The organism is Ginsengibacter sp. (genome assembly GCF_057362405.1).
Genome location: NZ_JBMQQG010000009.1, coordinates 1 through 17,487 on the forward strand (window position 1 = coordinate 1; position 17,487 = coordinate 17,487).

The 17,487-nt window shown below is 40.8% G+C and carries 19 protein-coding genes; 11 read left to right on the plus strand and 8 right to left on the minus strand.

The window, feature by feature from the left end:
• Positions 1 to 459: 459 nt before the first annotated feature.
• The 3 genes from ACO1O5_RS00510 to ACO1O5_RS00520 all read left to right on the plus strand — a co-directional run bounded on the left by ACO1O5_RS00510 (position 460) and on the right by ACO1O5_RS00520 (position 4,229).
• Positions 460 to 1,635 (plus strand): sialidase family protein, encoded by a 1,176-nt coding sequence (locus ACO1O5_RS00510; RefSeq protein WP_486267383.1) that lies wholly within the window; start codon positions 460 to 462, stop codon positions 1,633 to 1,635.
• Between the two features lie 61 nt (positions 1,636 to 1,696).
• Entirely contained in the window at positions 1,697 to 3,475 is a 1,779-nt protein-coding gene (locus ACO1O5_RS00515; protein ID WP_486267386.1) for an SGNH/GDSL hydrolase family protein, read from the plus strand.
• 64 nt (positions 3,476 to 3,539) lie between these two features.
• Positions 3,540 to 4,229, plus strand: coding sequence for a 3-keto-disaccharide hydrolase (locus ACO1O5_RS00520; protein WP_486267388.1), 690 nt, complete (start codon positions 3,540 to 3,542; stop codon positions 4,227 to 4,229).
• A 46-nt stretch (positions 4,230 to 4,275) separates the two neighbouring features.
• Here ACO1O5_RS00520 and ACO1O5_RS00525 read toward each other — a convergent pair whose 3' ends face one another.
• The 5 genes from ACO1O5_RS00525 to ACO1O5_RS00545 form a co-directional block, all read right to left on the minus strand.
• Positions 4,276 to 4,671, minus strand: coding sequence for a (R)-mandelonitrile lyase (locus tag ACO1O5_RS00525; RefSeq protein WP_486267390.1), 396 nt, complete (start codon positions 4,669 to 4,671; stop codon positions 4,276 to 4,278).
• Positions 4,672 to 4,740: 69 nt separating this feature from the next.
• Positions 4,741 to 6,048 carry a Bcr/CflA family multidrug efflux MFS transporter gene (locus tag ACO1O5_RS00530; RefSeq protein WP_486267392.1) on the minus strand — a complete coding sequence of 436 codons (1,308 nt, stop codon included), beginning with the start codon at positions 6,046 to 6,048 and terminating at the stop codon, positions 4,741 to 4,743.
• Between the two features lie 211 nt (positions 6,049 to 6,259).
• The gene (locus ACO1O5_RS00535) at positions 6,260 to 6,931 is read right to left on the minus strand and encodes an NADPH-dependent F420 reductase (RefSeq protein ID WP_486267487.1); all 672 of its coding nucleotides are present in this window, start codon (positions 6,929 to 6,931) and stop codon (positions 6,260 to 6,262) included.
• Positions 6,932 to 6,992: 61 nt separating this feature from the next.
• A complete protein-coding gene (locus ACO1O5_RS00540) occupies positions 6,993 to 7,886 on the minus strand; it encodes an NmrA family NAD(P)-binding protein (protein ID WP_486267394.1) in 894 nt (297 codons plus the stop codon).
• A 152-nt stretch (positions 7,887 to 8,038) separates the two neighbouring features.
• Positions 8,039 to 8,467, minus strand: coding sequence for a MarR family winged helix-turn-helix transcriptional regulator (locus ACO1O5_RS00545; protein WP_486267396.1), 429 nt, complete (start codon positions 8,465 to 8,467; stop codon positions 8,039 to 8,041).
• Between the two features lie 226 nt (positions 8,468 to 8,693).
• Between ACO1O5_RS00545 and ACO1O5_RS00550 the strand changes: the two genes are divergently transcribed.
• The 3 genes from ACO1O5_RS00550 to ACO1O5_RS00560 all read left to right on the plus strand — a co-directional run bounded on the left by ACO1O5_RS00550 (position 8,694) and on the right by ACO1O5_RS00560 (position 10,135).
• Positions 8,694 to 9,017 (plus strand): MmcQ/YjbR family DNA-binding protein, encoded by a 324-nt coding sequence (locus tag ACO1O5_RS00550; RefSeq protein WP_486267398.1) that lies wholly within the window; start codon positions 8,694 to 8,696, stop codon positions 9,015 to 9,017.
• Between the two features lie 115 nt (positions 9,018 to 9,132).
• A complete protein-coding gene (locus ACO1O5_RS00555) occupies positions 9,133 to 9,939 on the plus strand; it encodes a hypothetical protein (RefSeq protein WP_486267400.1) in 807 nt (268 codons plus the stop codon).
• 70 nt (positions 9,940 to 10,009) lie between these two features.
• Positions 10,010 to 10,135, plus strand: a complete 126-nt coding sequence (locus ACO1O5_RS00560; RefSeq protein WP_486267402.1) for a hypothetical protein — start codon at positions 10,010 to 10,012, stop codon at positions 10,133 to 10,135.
• Positions 10,136 to 10,169: 34 nt separating this feature from the next.
• On the opposite strand, the gene katG is transcribed toward ACO1O5_RS00560, so the two are convergent.
• Positions 10,170 to 12,419, minus strand: a complete 2,250-nt coding sequence (gene katG, locus ACO1O5_RS00565; RefSeq protein ID WP_486267404.1) for a catalase/peroxidase HPI — start codon at positions 12,417 to 12,419, stop codon at positions 10,170 to 10,172.
• Between the two features lie 278 nt (positions 12,420 to 12,697).
• Between katG and ACO1O5_RS00570 the strand changes: the two genes are divergently transcribed.
• Complete coding sequence (locus ACO1O5_RS00570; RefSeq protein WP_486267406.1) at positions 12,698 to 13,120, plus strand: VOC family protein; 423 nt, start codon at positions 12,698 to 12,700, stop codon at positions 13,118 to 13,120.
• 281 nt (positions 13,121 to 13,401) lie between these two features.
• Positions 13,402 to 13,851 (plus strand): SRPBCC family protein, encoded by a 450-nt coding sequence (locus ACO1O5_RS00575; protein ID WP_486267408.1) that lies wholly within the window; start codon positions 13,402 to 13,404, stop codon positions 13,849 to 13,851.
• A 34-nt stretch (positions 13,852 to 13,885) separates the two neighbouring features.
• Here ACO1O5_RS00575 and ACO1O5_RS00580 read toward each other — a convergent pair whose 3' ends face one another.
• A complete protein-coding gene (locus ACO1O5_RS00580; RefSeq protein WP_486267410.1) occupies positions 13,886 to 14,077 on the minus strand; it encodes a hypothetical protein in 192 nt (63 codons plus the stop codon).
• Positions 14,078 to 14,081: 4 nt separating this feature from the next.
• On the opposite strand from ACO1O5_RS00580, the gene ACO1O5_RS00585 reads away from it, so the two are divergent.
• From ACO1O5_RS00585 to ACO1O5_RS00595, 3 genes are all read left to right on the plus strand, one after another.
• Positions 14,082 to 14,606: a dihydrofolate reductase family protein gene (locus tag ACO1O5_RS00585; protein ID WP_486267412.1), complete on the plus strand. Its 525-nt coding sequence runs from the start codon at positions 14,082 to 14,084 to the stop codon at positions 14,604 to 14,606.
• 242 nt (positions 14,607 to 14,848) lie between these two features.
• Positions 14,849 to 15,373 (plus strand): VOC family protein, encoded by a 525-nt coding sequence (locus tag ACO1O5_RS00590; protein WP_486267414.1) that lies wholly within the window; start codon positions 14,849 to 14,851, stop codon positions 15,371 to 15,373.
• Positions 15,374 to 15,576: 203 nt separating this feature from the next.
• On the plus strand, positions 15,577 to 15,966 hold the full coding sequence (locus tag ACO1O5_RS00595) for a hypothetical protein (protein WP_486267416.1): 390 nt from the start codon (positions 15,577 to 15,579) through the stop codon (positions 15,964 to 15,966).
• A gap of 159 nt (positions 15,967 to 16,125) precedes the next feature.
• Here the strand turns inward: ACO1O5_RS00595 and ACO1O5_RS00600 are convergent, their stop codons facing one another.
• On the minus strand, positions 16,126 to 17,355 hold the full coding sequence (locus ACO1O5_RS00600; RefSeq protein ID WP_486267418.1) for a PQQ-dependent sugar dehydrogenase: 1,230 nt from the start codon (positions 17,353 to 17,355) through the stop codon (positions 16,126 to 16,128).
• Positions 17,356 to 17,487: the final 132 nt, after the last annotated feature.

The following is a 17,487-nucleotide window of genomic DNA, read 5'->3' on the forward strand; positions in this document are numbered from 1 at the left end:
CACTGTCCGGAAAACTTTGGAGGACAAAGTTTTCAAGTTGCTCTTTTGTTTGTGTACAAACTGACATGTGAAGACTGTCGTAAAATTGGTTGTGTGTATCGCTCCACTGTGCGAATCCAATACATGTAATTCCTGCTAAAAAAAATGTAAAAATAAATTTCATGCTTTTTGATTTAGATCGTGTTGAAAATTTAAAATCCCTTCACGCGGATTTTTATACAATGTTTGTAGACAATATTTACCAGGAGGTCCAAAAAGTCATCAAAGGAGTGAGTCTTAATAATCTCCTTAAAGATTTTTATATTTCCCCGGAAAAAAAATAAGAATTGAATATTCGGGTTGATTTCTTGATTAAGTGGGCGATATTTAAGAATGAGACCACCTGGAAACAATTTTCCTGAACTCCAGCCAAAATTGACCGACATAGAATATTTCCAATTAGTTTTAAATTATTTTATAGTGAAAATTAAATTGATATCGATGTTACTTGCGGCAGGTTCTTTCCTTACCGCAACTGCACAGCAAAAAATTCCTGTTTTTGTTTCAGGAAAAGAAGGTCATAAAAGTTACCGCATTCCGGCTATCATCAAACTACCAAACAACGACTTACTTGCGTTTTGCGAAGGCCGTGTGCATGGCTCCGGCGACTTTGGCGACATTGATATCGTTATGAAACGCAGCCGGGATCATGGCAAAACTTGGGGACTCTTAAGAACGATTGTAGACATTGATAGCTTGCAAGCCGGTAACCCGGCGCCGGTGGTAGATATAACGGACACAGCGTACCCGAAAGGAAAAATCTTTCTTTTTTATAATACTGGCAACAAACCCGAAGGAGACATCAGGAGAGGAAAAGGAATAAGAGAAGTTTGGTACAAAATTTCTGTTGATGGAGGTGAAAACTGGAGCAAACCTGTGAATATTACAACACAGGTTCACCGGCCTAAGCAACCACTTATAAACCCCGCATATAATTTTCTGGAAGACTGGAGAAGCAATGCAAATACGCCGGGCCACGCACTTCAGTTGTTAAGCGGAAAATACAAAGGAAGAATTTATGTCGCGGCCAATCATTCTGAAGGAGAACCGAAGAGAAATTTTGAAGATTACTTTGCTCACGGATATTATACTGATGACCACGGCAAGACATTTCATTTAAGTGAAACTGTAAATTTACCCGGCGGGAATGAGTCAACAGCCGCTGAAGTTTCGAATAACGGCTTAATATTAAATGCAAGAAATCAGCAGGGAAATGTAAAGGCAAGAATAGTTGCGAGGAGTTATAACGGCGGTGAAACATGGAGCAGTTTTTCATTTGATAAACATTTACCCGACCCGGTGTGTGAAGGAAGCATAGTGAACATTGGCACTATAAACGGAAAAGAGGTGCTTGCATTTTCAAATGCTGCAGACACCGTGAACAGGAACCACCTAACGCTTCGCATTAGTCTTGATGAGGGAATCACCTGGAAGAAAAATATTTTAATTGATAAAAGTGATGGTAATAATAAAAAAGATTTCACCGCATATTCCGATATTGTGAAACTAAATAAAAATGAAATCGGGGTCTTGTATGAAAGAGACGGATATTCGCAAATTGTATTCACCAATATCAATTGGAAAAAACATAAATAAATTAATTTGTGCTGGAAATAAATTCTCTTTATTCGTTAGAAATAATCCCAAACAATTGTCAATGAAGATAAAGGCCTCTCTTTTGCTTGCGATGATCACAAGTTTTCAATTTTCTTTTTCACAAAATTCAATTGAATATAAAACATGGAACCCGGCGAACGATAGCATGCAGGTGTTGGAAGGACAGGCATGGCCACACGAAGTAAAAGATTTTTATGATCGCTTGCCGGCAAGGGCTGAAACATCAGTACGGGAAGCGGTTTGGAATCTATCAAAGAACAGTGCCGGCCTGCAAATTCGCTTTCAAACCAATGCAAGCGAAATCATAATAAAATACCAGGTAACGGGATCTTTGCAAATGCCCCACATGCCCGCCACCGGCGTAAGCGGTATCGATTTGTATTCGAAAACAATTGATGGAGGTTGGCTTTGGGCCGCGGGCAGATATTCATTCGGAGACACGATCACTTATCATTTTAAAAATCTGTTACCGAACGACCAACATGTTAAAAACCGGGAATATACTTTATATCTCCCCTTATATAATTCAGTAAAATGGATGGAAATAACTGTCCCGAAAGAGACGATGTTTAAACCATTGCGTGTTCGCACCGATAAACCAATAGTTGTATACGGAACATCCATCGCACAGGGCGGTTGTGCTTCAAGGCCCGGACTTGCATGGACGAATATTTTAGCAAGAAAATTAGACAGGCCCGTTATCAACCTCGCCTTTTCAGGCAATGGAAGATTGGAAAAAGAAATGATTGACCTGTTATCAGAAATTGATGCAAAAATGTATGTGTTGGATTGCCTGCCCAATCTAACGTCTCCCGATTATTATGCAACCGGGGAATTAAAGAAAAGAATCGTTTCTTCAATAAATGAATTGCAAATTAAGAAGCCATACATTCCGATTCTTCTTGCAGACCATGATGGCTACACCGACGGAGATATAAACCCCGTGCGTAAAAATGAATACGTTTCAACCAACAAAGTCTTCATTCAAACTTTCGATTCATTGGTTGCCGCCGGGGTAAAAAATATATTCCGGTTGTCCAAAGAGGCAATTAGCCAGGATATAGAATCAACTGTAGATGGTACGCATCCCAACGATATCGGCATGATGCATTACGCCGACGCATACTCGAAGGAAATAAAAACTATTTTAAAAGAGGATGAAGGACCTCTGTCCACTACTATTCCGGTTACTCAACGTCGCGATGCTGCTACGTACGATTGGGAAACAAGACACAATCAGGTAATGCAGTACAATAAACTGCATCCGCCAAAGCTGATTTTAATAGGCAATTCCATCACTCATTTTTGGGGAGGTCCACCCGCCGAAGCAAGACACAACGGCAGTGACTCATGGGAAAAATATTTTTCTCTGCGGATGACGACTAACATGGGCTTCGGATGGGATAGAATCGAAAATGTTTTATGGCGTATATATCATGGCGAACTGGATGGTATTTCTCCAAAACACATTGTGTTGATGATCGGCACCAACAATCTACAGCTAAACACCAACGATGAAATAGCAGCGGGATTACAGTTTTTAATTAAGGAGATAAAAATAAAACAACCCAACGCCGGTATACTTTTAATGGGTATTTTTCCACGACGGGATATGGAAGAAAGAATTGTACAGTTGAATAAACTGGTGGCTAACGTAGCGACACAAACGAAAGTAAACTATGCAGATGCACGGAATCTTTTTATTAAGAAAGATGGCAAAATTGATGAGTCACTTTATTTAGACGGATTACATCCTAATGCTGTTGGTTATGAAAAGCTGGGTGCGTTTATTGTTGGCCGCCTGGATAAGATGAAATAACATTGAGACTTCTCATATATATATTCTGAATAACACATGCAATAATCACCCATAAAAATTAATAATGAAATCAAAATTATTCCTCTGCTTAGCAATCCCTGCGCTGGTCTTTACTTCCTGTGGTTCATCAAAAAATGCCATGTCAAATCAATTATCAAAAAAAGAAAAAAACCAGGGATACACTTTATTATTTGACGGAAAATCAATGGATCAGTGGACAGGCAACATTCAAAGTTATATTCCCGAAAATGGTACGATAACGATACATCCTGAAAAAGGTAGTGGAGGAAATATCTATACGAAAGAAGAGTACAGTGATTTTGATTTCCGTTTTGAATTTAAACTAACGCCAGGTGCCAACAATGGAGTAGGCATAAGGGCTCCGTTGGAAGGTGATGCCGCCTACGTTGGTATGGAAATACAGATATTGGATAACACTGCTGCTGAGTACAAAGATCTTCATCCATATCAATATCATGGTTCGATATACGGTGTGGTGCCTGCAAAGACTGGCTATTTAAAACCGGTAGGCGAATGGAATTATGAAGAGATCATTGCAAAGGGTCCAAAAATAAAAGTGATATTAAATGGCACCGTCATTACCGACGCTGACATCACCGAAGCCCGCGAAAAAGGAACCATGGATGGCAAAGAGCATCCGGGCCTGAAACGTGAAACGGGACATATCGGCTTCTTAGGACATGGATCTGTTGTTCAGTTTAGAAATATCAGGGTGAAAGATTTATCAAAATAATTACAAACCCTTCTCCGCAGTTTCTGTACTAAACCGATTACTGCGATTACTTCTGGTATTGTTCATCGCTAACCTTCTCCATCCATTCAACCGCTTTACCATCGAGGCTTTCCTGGATGGCGATGTGTGTCATTGCGGTAGTTGCAGAAGCTCCGTGCCAATGTTTTTCGCCAGGTGCAAATAAAACCACATCACCCGGATGGATCTCTTCAACAGGTCCGCCGTCCCGTTGCGCCCAGCCGCAACCAAAGGTTACCAGCAGCGTTTGCCCGAGCGGGTGAGCATGCCATGCTGTTCTTGCTCCGGGCTCAAATGTAACACTGGCGCCAGCTACACGTGCCGGAGCCTCTCTCTGAAACAAGGCGTCAATGCGCACGGTCCCGGTGAACCAATCGTCAGGTCCTTTGCCGGAAGGTTGTGAACCGATTCTTTTAATTTCCATTTTTTATTTTTTATTGGATGCTAAAATTATTTTGAAAAAAAATCATAAAATCATCCTGATTCAAAACCTTTATAACGTACTCACCATTTCCACATCTTCTTCTTCCACTGCGTTTATCCCTGCCCGGTAAATGATCAGTTTACGACCTAAAAAGTAGCTGGCAAATGCCGTAGTAGCACAGCACGCCATCACAGCAGTCATAGGCACCCGCGTACCATTTTGCAAAACACTTACCAGCGCCGATACGCCTGCACCAATGCCCATTTGAATAGCCCCCATGAGTGCCGAGGCGCTGCCGGCGGTATGCGGGAACGGCGCTAACGAAAGCGCAGAAGCATTAGGAAAGATGAATCCTTGTCCGCCTAAAAAAAGGAAGATGAGAAGGATAGTGCTGTATAAATCGCCCCAGCCAAAATAACTCATGACAGCCAGCACGATGCCAACAATACTTTGGCAAAGGGTTGCTATTTTAATTACTTGTTCACTGGAATATTTTCGCAGCGCCAGGTTATTTACCTGTGCCGACCCAATAACCCCCATCGCTATTACGGAAAATATCAACCCATATTGCTTTTCATTTACCTTAAAAATTTCCATAAACACATAGGGCGAACCGCTGATATATGCATATAGCCCTGCGTAAGCAATTGCTCCTGTTAACGTATAGGTGTAAAACTGCGGATGCTTTATAATTCCTGCGAAGTTTTTAATTATGGCGCCGGCCCTTAATGAAAAATCAGGATCGGGCTTCTTACTCTCCGGTAGCAGAAAATATACACCTACAATGATAGCTATATCAATAATAATAAGTATGAAAAAAACATACCGCCATCCAAGCAGGGAAGTAACATAACCACCAAGCGTAGGTGCAATTATGGGTGACACAGCCACTACCAGCATGAGCATGGAAAATATTTTGGCATTTTCCTTCACTTCAAACAAATCCCTTACAACAGCCCGTGCTGCCACCATACCTGCACAGCCTCCCAATGCCTGCAGCAGCCTGAATATAATTAATGAATTTACCGAGCTCGCCATACCACAACCTATTGAGGCAAGAAGGTATATGCTCAACCCCACATACATCGGCTTTTTTCTGCCATACCTTTCCAGCAGAGGACCGTACAATAACTGCCCGGCAGAAATTCCAATAAAAAAACTGGAGAGCGAAAGCATTACCTGCGATACGGAGGTGTGCAAAGTTTTTGCTATATCCGGGAAGGCCGGCAGGTACATATCAATAGAAAAAGGGCCTATGGCGGTAAGCAACCCCAGGATGAGGATAAGAAAGAATTTGTTGTTTGACTGGCTGTTACGCATCCCGCTTAAAAGCGCCAAAGGTATTTCATAAAAATCTCCCCCGGTAACGATTATCAAACCAACCGATAAAGATTTTAACCATTTGGGCAGTTGAACAATTCTGTTTTTCAGCTATTTGCCAAAAGAGCTGATAGCAATAGCGCTGACATCTGCAAATGTTTCAAGTACATTTATCCTTACCCGTTATACCGATGCCGGAAGCAGTTGCTTAAATGCCAGCGCCTGCATAAAATAAGTTTATTGCATGGAAAAATAACTACCTCGAATTCTATTTCTTCAGCAATTTAAATGCATGATTCCACATGTTGTTATTGAACCCTTTCGCACACCAAAGAATACATAATGCTTCGATACTTCCTGCCAGTTCCGCTTTACCCATGTCTTCTGTTTCCCAGCCAAATGAGGTGAGAATATTCGTGACCGTCTTCTTGGCCGCGTCATCATTACCACAGATGAACATTGTTGGTTGCCCTCCCGCATATTGTGGTTTATACATCACACCATTGCCAACACTATTGAATGCTTTTACAAACCTGGCCTCCGGCGCAAGCTTTTGCAGGCTTTCCATTAGTGATTCATTCATTAAAGTGAAAAACCGTAACGCGCCATTAACGGGCGGCTTGTCAGCAATAGGGTTTGTCGCATCAATAATAATTTTGCCCGAAAGATTTTTGATGCCAGCAAGGTTCAATGCCTCCTCTGCAACGCTTCCTTTAGTTGCCAAAACAATTAACTCGGCTTTGGCCGCAGTGTGTTCAAAATCTGCTATGGAGATTCCGGTTTCATTATTAAATTTTACTACTTCTGCTTTTGTCGTGTTGCGTGTTCCCAGCGTTACATCATGGCCTTCTGATGTGAATGCTTTGGCTAATACCTGTCCAACAATACCGGAACCTACGATACCTATTTTCATAAATGCAAGTTTTATTAGTGATAAAATTTTAAAATACTTTCAACATAGTCAATCCACTCTTTCGTACCTCATGATTCTTATTAATAAATTAATTAGCGATATATGCAGCTGCAAAAACCCTGGCGAAGTCTTCGAGTTTTGTTTTGCCCAAAGCTGACGGATGATTTATCCAGTAATCTTCATTCATGATTCCACTATTGATAGCATTGTTCATTTCAACATAATTCTTCGCAACTTCTTCGGGTAGCCCCGCTCCTTTCATTCCATCATATGCCTGCTCACTTGTAAACGGAACCCAGTTCAAATCAGCCTTCCCGATAGCCTTACCAATTTCAGCCGCAATACGATTTGTCGAAACTTCATCGCTCGCAATATAACGAACGGTATGTCTTGTAAAATTCAGTTGCAACAATTCGTCTGCTGCTATAGCGGCTACATCTGCCGGATCAACGATTGGGAATTTATTGTCGGCAACCGCAAAGTTTGCGCCCATAATGCCAGCCTGCTTTATAAGACCGATATTGCTAAAAAGATTTGGATAGAAATAGGCTGCACGAAGATGAAGGATGTTTACATCAGTTAACGTATTGAGTGCCTGCTCTGCAAGATGCAAGCCACTTACCGGGCCAACCCCATCATTTCTGTGTGCGCCAATACTGCTTAAGTTTACCACATACCTAATGCCCGCAGCATTTATGGCATCAGCATAATTTTTTCCAATGCCTCCAATCCAACCTTTCCAATTTGTGGCGGCGTAGGTTGGTGGAACCATTGTGTAAACAGCATCTGCGCCGGTAAATGTTTTGGTTAAGAATGCAGGATCCTCTACAGAACCCACCGCTGCTTTTGCGCCAAGTGCTTCAATGGCCGTTGCGTTTTTTTGTTTTGATGTAATTACAGTTACATCATGCCCTGCATTAATTAATTTTTGAACTACAGGCTTGCTGATATTTCCCAGTGACCCCGTGATAACGTACTTCATTTTCTTTGATTTTATGTTTGATAATATGGTGTTAAGTTTTAATTGTGTGGTCAGTTATTGTTGGCCGCCCTACCAATACTTTACTGTTTATTTTCACCTGTTCGAATATTCCCTTAATTTATTTGTATATACAAGTATAAGGTTAAAAAAAATTATTCTTTCACTTTATCTGACATTTTGTTCAACACAGAAACAAATTTTCTCATTTCATCTTTTCCAAAAAGACCACTGCATGTTTCATCAAAAACCTGCACGCAATTCTTTAAACCAGCCTGCATTTCTTTTGCTTTAGGTGTAGGATACACGTTAGTAAGTTTGCCGTCTGTTGTGCGCACCACTAATTTTTTTTCTTCCAGCTTTTCAATAAAACGTGTAATGGTACTCGGTTGCAGCTGAAGCTGGTCTGCCAATGCGCCCGGTTGTATACCCGGTTCGTCAATAACATTCATCAGCAGGTAACCATGGCTGGGAGAAAGGCCAACACGCTTCCAGCTTTCGACTGCTAGCTTTTCTACCTTGCGGGCAAATGCCGCAGAAGAAAAATAAACACAGGAAGAATATCTGCTTTCGGACGCTTTCATTTATGCCACAAAGATAAAGTGATTTTATTTGTATATGCAAATATATTTTAAATTTCCTTGATAAAATTTTTACTTCAGTTACAAGAAGATCTAAAATAACGCTCTGTTCACTCAAAATGATCCGATGTAAAATTCTATTGAACTTTTGTATTACATTAGTTGTATAATTTTCCCATTCAACAACATTGCAGATAAATAATGTGTGGCTGCAAGCTTAAACAAACAAATGATAACAGGTGATGCATTTGCAAAACTGGCCCTTTCATTTCCGGGTACCGGGCAAAAACCTCATTTCGATAGAATTGGGTTTAATGTAATTGGTAAACGAATGTTTGCCACTTACCTGGCGGCGAATAATACCGCAAACATATTCCTGACTCCTAAAGAACAAGCAATCTTTTGTAAAATGGATGCTGTAAACATCTACCCCGTTCCAAACAAATGGGGCGAAAAAGGAGCTACTACATTTGAATTGAGCAAGGTGGCAAAAGAATTTGTGTACGAGGCTCTCCTGTCGGCTTATAACCAGGTACTAAAGAAAAAGAATTAGCCGGCCCAGGTTTGGATCAGCGTACCCCTGTCAACTGCGAAGGAACATTGTTTCTGAAATAATCTTTATTTGGTTAATCGTATCCCGCGTTCGTAATTTGAATAAATTTTTGAAGATGTTAAGAACGGGCTTTTCGTTTATAATTTTAATTTTTATTTCATCATGCAATTCTCCAAAGCACCTGGCACTTCCTGCACGGGCTGCCACTGCAGAAACGGGAAGTGAATTTTATAAAAGTGTTTTTACTATTGACAGGACACAACGAGAGGATATGGCAAAGAATGAAATTCTCCAGGGTAATGTGCCTTCTTTTTTAAGAAAATTTGTGAAAATAAAAACATCTATAATTACTGCCGGAGGAAAAAAGATAACAGCCATTTATTTTGTGCTGCCTGATTATTTATCGGTAGGCGCCAACAAGGATTTTGCAAGAATTCCTTTAACTCCCATGACAGCGCAATTGATTGCAGACAGCCTGCATTGTTTTTTACCAACAAGAAAAATCGTGAATGATATTTATCAAGCCGCCAAAGTGAAATTGGAACCCGTACCAATGTATGCTTTTCGTGACAGCGCCGTTACCATGTACCAGCACAACCTCATTATTGAAGGCCAGCGAAGATTAAGAAAAGGATTGATAGCTGGAATAAAAAAAGATGTGGTTATAAGCGGTAAAATTTCAAGAGACCCTAAACCGAATCGTGTGGCTATTTTTGGCTGGCACAAAATGGATGGCATGCCCATTCAGCCTTTGTACACCGGGCACGTAAACTGGTATGTGGATTACAGCCATGGGATACGACTGGTTTACAGAACCATTTATGTAAATAGAAAACCAATGGACTACATTGATGTGCTAAAAGATACCACTTTACGGAAACTACTATGCGATGAAGATGATTGTGATTTTTACAGGTATTAAACGCCTGCTAACTCACGGCCTTATTTGCTTTGCCTGAAATTGTTCACCACTTAATAACGATTCATAAAAAATGAAATCATTCAAAATGTTAGGGGCTCTTTACCTCGGTCCAGCTAATATTCTTGTGGGAAATGCAAAAATATCGGATAGCATAGAAAAATTAAAGCAGGTGATCCGTTTCCAGGTCACCTGCTAATTTTAATTTTTTATCTAACCGCATCATCAAAATTTCATGCCAAATCAAAACGATCAAGATTCATCACTTTCGTCCATGCTGCTGCAAAATCCTTTACAAACTTTTTTTGAGAATCTGAACATCCATATACTTCGGCAATCGCACGAAGCTCTGAGTTGGAACCGAAGATGAGATCAACACGGCTGCCCGTCCACTTCACGTTTCCTGTTTTGCGATCGCGACCTTCAAACAGTTCGCCATCCTCTGAAACGGTCCTCCATGTTGTGCCCATATCCAGCAGATTTACGAAGAAGTCGTTTGTCAATTGCCCGGGACGCTTGGTGAAGACACCAAGTTGTGAATGATCAAAATTAGTATCAAGAACCCGCATGCCACCAACGAGCACCGTCATCTCCGGCGGAGTCAGCGTTAATAGTTGTGCTTTATCCACCAGCATTTCTTCTGTCTTTACAGCGTATTTTGTTCTCACATAATTGCGAAAGCCATCTGCTGTTGGCTCCAACACATCAAAGGATGATATATCTGTTTGCTCCTGCGATGCGTCGGAACGTCCCGGCGTAAACGGTACCTTTACATCATTACCTCCGTTCTTTGCAGCTTGTTCAACTGCGGCTGATCCGCCCAAAACGATAAGGTCGGCAATTGAAACCTGCTTACCACCGGGCTGAGCGTCATTGAAATCTTTTCGAATACCCTCCAACGTTATTAATACTTTCTGCAGTTGCACAGGATTATTCACTTTCCAGTCTTTTTGAGGTGCAAGGCGAATGCGTGCACCATTGGCACCACCGCGTTTATCAGAGCCGCGGAATGTAGATGCAGACGCCCAAGCCGCTGATACCAATTCAGGAATAGTAAGTCCTGAATTAAGTATTTTCTCTTTCAGTGCAGCGACGTCCTGGTCATTAACCAGTTCATGATTAATAGCTGGAATCGGGTCTTGCCAGATCAAATCTTCCGCAGGAACTTCGGGTCCAAGATACCGGGCCTTGGGACCCATATCGCGATGCGTCAGTTTGAACCATGCTTTTGCAAAGGCATCTGCAAATTCATCCGGGTTCTCATAGAAATATCTTGAAATAGGCTCATAAATGGGATCCATTTTTAAAGCCAGGTCGGTTGTAAGCATAAAAGGTGCGTGGCGTTTTGCAGGATCATGTGCATCCGGAACTAAACCTGCTCCCGCATCATCTTTTGGTTTCCATTGAAAAGCACCGGCCGGGCTTTTGGTTAATTCCCATTCATATCCAAAAAGATTTTCAAAAAAGTTATTACTCCACTTCGTTGGCGAAGTAGTCCACGCGCCTTCGATGCCACTGGTAATTGTGTAGCCTGCATTACCGCTTCCAAAAGTATTTTTCCAGCCGAGGCCTTGTTCTTCTATAGCTGCGCCGGCAGGTTCTGCTTCAACATATTTTTTTGGATCGCCGGCACCATGTGTTTTACCAAAGGTGTGTCCGCCGGCAATTAGCGCAACGGTTTCATAATCGTTCATGGCCATGCGGCCAAAGGTTTCGCGAATATCAATGGCGGCGGCCACAGGATCAGGCTTTCCGTTAGGACCTTCGGGATTCACATAGATAAGTCCCATTTGTACGGCGGCTAACGGATTTTCCAATTCACGATTACCCGTGTAACGCTTATCGTCAAGCCACTTGCCTTCCGATCCCCAATAAATATCTTCTTTCGGCTCCCAAACATCTTCCCGGCCACCAGCGAAACCAAAAGTTTTAAACTTCATCGATTCGAGTGCGCAATTACCGGCAAGAATCATCAGGTCTGCCCATGAAATCTTTCTTCCATATTTCTGCTTGATAGGCCATAGCAGTAATCGAGCCTTATCAAGGTTAGCATTATCCGGCCAGCTATTCAAGGGTGCAAAACGTTGCGTGCCGGAGCCTCCGCCGCCGCGGCCGTCAGCGATGCGATACGTACCTGCGCTATGCCACGCCATCCTTATAAACAACGGACCATAATGACCATAGTCAGCCGGCCACCATTCCTGGGAATCCGTCATCAAATCGAAAAGGTCTTGTTTAACCGCATTAAGGTCAAGGCTCTTAAATTCTTCTGCATAATTAAAACCGTTATCCATAGGGTCAGACAAGGAGGAATGCTGGCGAAGAATTTTTAAGCTTAATTGATTCGGCCACCAGTCGCTATTAGATGTGCCGGTTCCTGCTGTAAATTTTAAAGCTCCACCGATAAACGGGCACTTGGTTGATTCGTTTACTTCCCAAACCTTATGATTTGCCGGGCTGTGTGGGTGCTTATTATTTTCCATCGTAAATAAATTTTAGTTTGTTTGAACTTCAAACTTACAACAATCTTTAGATAGCTATAATTGATAATATTTATGAAATGATAGAATAAATCTATGAGTTTATTTTCCTTATGTGCTTCATACCAGTGAGGCTTAATCAGAAATTAGCGGCAATCTCATAACGACATTACCTATAGCAGTATTTGGCACTTTTATTGGTATTTTGTGTTAGTGAAGTAACTCATCCTGTGAGAGCGACAGTCAAAAACTATGATGACTTCCAGACAAAAAACAAAATAATGAAACAGCGAATAAACATTCTTACACTCGGAGTAAACGACTTAAAAAAATCCATGAAATTTTATCAAAACGGGCTCGGCTGGAAGACAAAGGGTATTATAGGCACCGAATTTGAAAACGGTGAAGTAGTGCTTTTTGACCTTGACAATGGAATGAAGTTGTCCCTATATGAAAGAAAAAATTTAGCATGGGATAGTAAACTAAAATTACAGCCCGAAAGTGCAACCGAATTCTCTATTGGATACTTTGTAAACAGTGAAAACGAAGTTGTAACTGTGATGGAAGAAGCTAAAAAGGCGGGCGCAAAAATTATTAAGCCGGCACAGAAAACTTTTTGGGGCGGTTATGCAGGTTACCTCCAGGACTTAGACGGACACCTTTGGGAAATTGGTCATAATCCGGCATGGCAAATTGAAGAATAAACTGAAGTCAGGCTGCAGGAACGATGTGCAGGCTTAAACCCTTGTAAACCTGTTAGGTTTTCAAAAACTTCGCAGGTTTAGCGTCTCATAAATGAACGTCATTTTGCGTAATTGGTGCAATTGTTTAGTTTTAAGCTGCGTCGATCAAGAGTTGATATCGGGATAATTAATCCTGCTACAGTAAAAAAATGTGGCCGGCAACCGGGTAAGAAAACTATTTAAATTTGTGAAGTTTGACGAAATGGAAAAATCAAATAAACAGAAATTAAACAAAATTTTTTATGGCAAACAACAGCGTATCGTTACAAAGAGTCCTAAAAGCACCACCCGAAAAAGTTTATCGTGCGTTTACTGAAGCAAATGCAATCGCATCCTGGTTGCCGCCCTACGGCTTTCTCTGTACGGTGCATGAAATGAATGTGAAAGTGGAAGGAATTTTCAGGATGTCATTTCATAATTTTTCTACCGGCAATGGCCATTCATTCGGCGGGAAATACCTGGAGGTTAAACCCAATGAGTTTTTAAAGTATACCGATAAATTTGATGACCCTAACCTTCCGGGTGAAATGACTACTTCTGTTGAGCTAAAAAGGGTCTCGTGTGGCACCGAAATAAAGATTCTGCAGCAGGATATTCCTCCCATGATACCGGCAGAAATGTGTTATTTAGGCTGGCAGGAATCTTTAGAAAAATTGGCCAAATTAGTTGAGCCGGAAATTCCGGATGCCTAAATTCAATTTCAATACTTCGCCGAATTAATTTTTTTTAATGTTCCACTTTACCCAGCCATGCCTCTACAAATACTGAAGGGTTACCGGGAATGTTCGGCAGTTGCACAACAGCACAATTTTTAAAATCATCGGTAGAGACACAATCATTTAATAAATCCGGCAACAGTTCAACAACGCATATTTTCAAACGATAATTGATGGCAACGGACGCTTTTAAAATAACCATACATATGGTTGCGAGCCTTGACGGCTATATCGCCAAAAGAGATAACAGCGTGTCGTGGTTTGACACATCAGACAACTATGACAAAGGTGTTTCCGGGCAAAACCCCGAAGAGCTTCTTGAAACAATAGACTGCTATATCATGGGATCGCGGACATACGAACATGCCCTTGCACTTTCAAAATTGTATGGGTGGGCATATGGAGAAACACCCACAATTGTAGTAACTAACAGAACACTGCCGGTTGAGAGGGAGAACATTGAATTTTATTCGGGTGACCTGGAAAAATTGGTTAATGAACGAATAAAGCCAAACTTTAAAAATGTTTGGCTCGTAGGAGGCGCTCAACTAACAAAAGAATTCATGCGTTTAAATTTAGCGGATGAAATAAGAAAAACAATTCTGCCCATTATATTGGGTGACGGAACACCTTTTTTTGTCCAACTAGAACAAGAACAGGCACTGCACCTAAAGGATGTGACAGCCTACAAGAATGGGATGGTGGAACTTTGCTACGAAATAAAAAAATAATTAAAAGATTCCGGCTGGCTGCACGCAACCTCGCCTGTCACCAGAACGATGGGTGGGTTGACGTCTGGCTTTTCGTGCCCTTCGAAAAAAAACCGCTTCACGCCCCGACACAACGTCCTTGCCTATTCGAAAATAAACTCCATTTGGAGTCATTGAAGCAATTATTTAGTTTTAAGATGCATTCTTGCAGCAACTAGCGGCAAGCGAAATTGGCAACCATCTCAAGTCTAAAATATTAACAAATGAAAAAAAGAATATGGATCACTCTCAGCTTTATTGCCACATTTGCACTTGGATTTGCTTTCAAGTCTGTGATGACAAATAATAATCACGAACAACCATTCAAAAGGGTAACGGGCATCGGCGGCATTTTTTTTAAATGCAAGGATCCCAAAAAAGTCAGAGAATGGTATCAAACTCATCTTGGTTTAAACGCTAACGATTACGGGGCAGTTTTTGAGTGGAGGCAAGGCGCCGATTCAACAAAAAAAGGCTTTACCCAGTGGAGCCCTTTTAATGAAAAGACGAAATACTTTGAGCCTTCAGCGAAAGATTTTATGATTAACTATAGAGTTGAAAACCTGGAACCACTTATGGAGCAACTCAGAAAGGACAGTGTAACAATTGTAGACAAAGTTGAAACAGCTGATTACGGAAAATTCATTCATATTATGGACATAGAGGGCAATAAAATTGAACTATGGGAACCCAATGACGCAGCATATGAAAAGCTCGGCGAAAAAATGGGTGCCAAGACAACAAAATAAATAGAAAAATATTTTGAAATAGGTTGAAGAACGTTATCGCAGCCTCATGCAACCGGAGAGTTACAATGAATAAAGGATGATTTGAGCGACTTAACCAACTTCGTAATAAGGCAATCGAGGTTTAAGCAAAATTGTGAAACCAGCCAACCGACAGCGCACTGATGCCGTGCAACATCTCAACGTTTTTGCGTGTCATTTTGAATATGAAATATCTTTTATTATTTATTGCGTTTTTGGCCGCAGGTTGCGACAAGCCACCTTTTGCAGCCTCCGCTACCCCACAAACAACATGGATAGATCAGCAGACGCACAAGGATACTATCATTACCAATGTAAATAATCAGCGGGCTGTTATCTATTATGCAGCAAATCAATGGCAACAGACAGCAGATACAAGCCTGGCAAATGGTTACCGTTTTATAGCAATATTTTACGCTGACAGTATTTTGGTTAAACGATTAAACGAAACTGCCACCTTTTATGACGGACCATTTCTCCTTCAAACCAACGATGCCTATGATACACTTAAGGCACAAAATTTTCTTGATACTGCCATCACTAATTCCACAAGGACATATGTTTTACTTAGATAAGCTTAGATTAACTTATAATATTTTCCTGGTAAGTAACGGGCTACCCTCTTTGTAAATAATTTTTTTCGTCAATTCGCCATCCTCTCCAGCATAAACCTGTGAGGTTTCGAAAACCTCACAGGTTTTAAAAAAATAGAATTATGATCTCCCGGCAAGTCTTCACATTTTCACGACTTTATATACTGCTCCTTTTGTTGCTGTTTTGCCATTCAACATTCCCATAATAAACAAGTCATTATTTTCATCAACATTGCAGCCACAAATTAATAATGGCTCCGTTGGTTTGTTAACTATTTTCAATGGGTTCCTTATCCAGTTTCCGTTAGCAGTTTTCGTAAGAGCAAACAAGTTTCCGTTAAAATCAGCAAAGACATATTTGCCTTTCAGTGAAGGAATGTCATTTCCATAGTAGTAATTTCCGCCAATAACACATATTCCCGTATTATGCGTGTAAGTACTAACGGGAGCGGTATACGCAGATTTATTGGCACTCCCGGCCTTCTGGAAAACGCTATCACCTTCCATTACAGGCCAGCCATAGTTAGCTCCCTTCTTTACGATATCAATTTCTTCGTCTTTGTTTTCACCTACATCGCCACCAATTAGCTGGCGGGTTAACGGATCAAAACTATAATGCCATAATTTACGAAAGCCGTACGCCCATATTTCGGGCCTTTCATTTTTTACCCCAACAAATGGATTGTCTGCGGGTATGGTATAAGGTAATTTAGTTACGTCAATACGGAGTAATTTGCCATTTAACAAACTTAAATCCTGTGCATGATATTGGTAGGCACTATCAATACCTTTATCGTCACCAACAGAAATATATAAAAATCCATCCGGCCCGAATAACATTTGTGCGCCATTATTTTGAATATTTTTTCCTTCCAGCTCAAGTACGTTGCGTTCCGACTTCAGATCAGCAACATCAGGGTCAGACTTGCTTGTTGTGAATTGTGAAACAACCATGCTGCAAGTGTTACCGCGAATTTTGGAAGGTGAATTATAACAAATATAAAATTTACCGTTAGTAGCAAACTGTGGATGAAATGCAAGACTGAAAATAGTTCCAACCAAAGAATTTTTATCCTGTGGTCCCAGTTTATCATAGATATTCAAAAATGGTTTAGCCAGTAATGAATCATTTTTAATAACCCGGATTTTGCCTTTGTTATCGGTAATGAACATCCTGTGTGTGGTATCAGGTGATGCTTTAAATTCAACCGGAATATCAACTGTGTTGTTGATTAATTCAAGTTTCACTTCAATTGAATCGGCGGCACCGTCTATATTTTTTACGGCCGTTTCTTTTTTACCGGTAGAATTACACGCCACCAGGCATGTAATACAAAAAAGTGTTTTTACACCAAACAGAAGTCTTCTCAAAATTGCAGTTTTATTTTTGCCGGAAAGTAAACATATTATTTCACTGTATTGAAATCAAATCGTCATTTCCTGCTGCGTGTACGCCGGCCGTAAACTTCAATGCCATTTTGGAAATAAGAATTACTTTGCGAA

Coding starts and splice junctions, on each gene's coding strand:
- ACO1O5_RS00580 (WP_486267410.1), bottom strand. CDS start 14,077: ATGGTTATTTTAAAAGCGTCCGTTGCCATCAATTATCGTTTGAAAATA.
- ACO1O5_RS00585 (WP_486267412.1), top strand. CDS start 14,082: ATGGTTGCGAGCCTTGACGGCTATATCGCCAAAAGAGATAACAGCGTG.
- ACO1O5_RS00595 (WP_486267416.1), top strand. CDS start 15,577: ATGAAATATCTTTTATTATTTATTGCGTTTTTGGCCGCAGGTTGCGAC.
- katG (WP_486267404.1), bottom strand. CDS start 12,419: ATGGAAAATAATAAGCACCCACACAGCCCGGCAAATCATAAGGTTTGG.
- ACO1O5_RS00525 (WP_486267390.1), bottom strand. CDS start 4,671: ATGGAAATTAAAAGAATCGGTTCACAACCTTCCGGCAAAGGACCTGAC.
- ACO1O5_RS00590 (WP_486267414.1), top strand. CDS start 14,849: ATGAAAAAAAGAATATGGATCACTCTCAGCTTTATTGCCACATTTGCA.
- ACO1O5_RS00540 (WP_486267394.1), bottom strand. CDS start 7,886: ATGAAGTACGTTATCACGGGGTCACTGGGAAATATCAGCAAGCCTGTA.
- ACO1O5_RS00555 (WP_486267400.1), top strand. CDS start 9,133: ATGTTAAGAACGGGCTTTTCGTTTATAATTTTAATTTTTATTTCATCA.
- ACO1O5_RS00560 (WP_486267402.1), top strand. CDS start 10,010: ATGAAATCATTCAAAATGTTAGGGGCTCTTTACCTCGGTCCAGCTAAT.
- ACO1O5_RS00550 (WP_486267398.1), top strand. CDS start 8,694: ATGATAACAGGTGATGCATTTGCAAAACTGGCCCTTTCATTTCCGGGT.
- ACO1O5_RS00545 (WP_486267396.1), bottom strand. CDS start 8,467: ATGAAAGCGTCCGAAAGCAGATATTCTTCCTGTGTTTATTTTTCTTCT.
- ACO1O5_RS00575 (WP_486267408.1), top strand. CDS start 13,402: ATGGCAAACAACAGCGTATCGTTACAAAGAGTCCTAAAAGCACCACCC.
- ACO1O5_RS00570 (WP_486267406.1), top strand. CDS start 12,698: ATGAAACAGCGAATAAACATTCTTACACTCGGAGTAAACGACTTAAAA.
- ACO1O5_RS00520 (WP_486267388.1), top strand. CDS start 3,540: ATGAAATCAAAATTATTCCTCTGCTTAGCAATCCCTGCGCTGGTCTTT.
- ACO1O5_RS00515 (WP_486267386.1), top strand. CDS start 1,697: ATGAAGATAAAGGCCTCTCTTTTGCTTGCGATGATCACAAGTTTTCAA.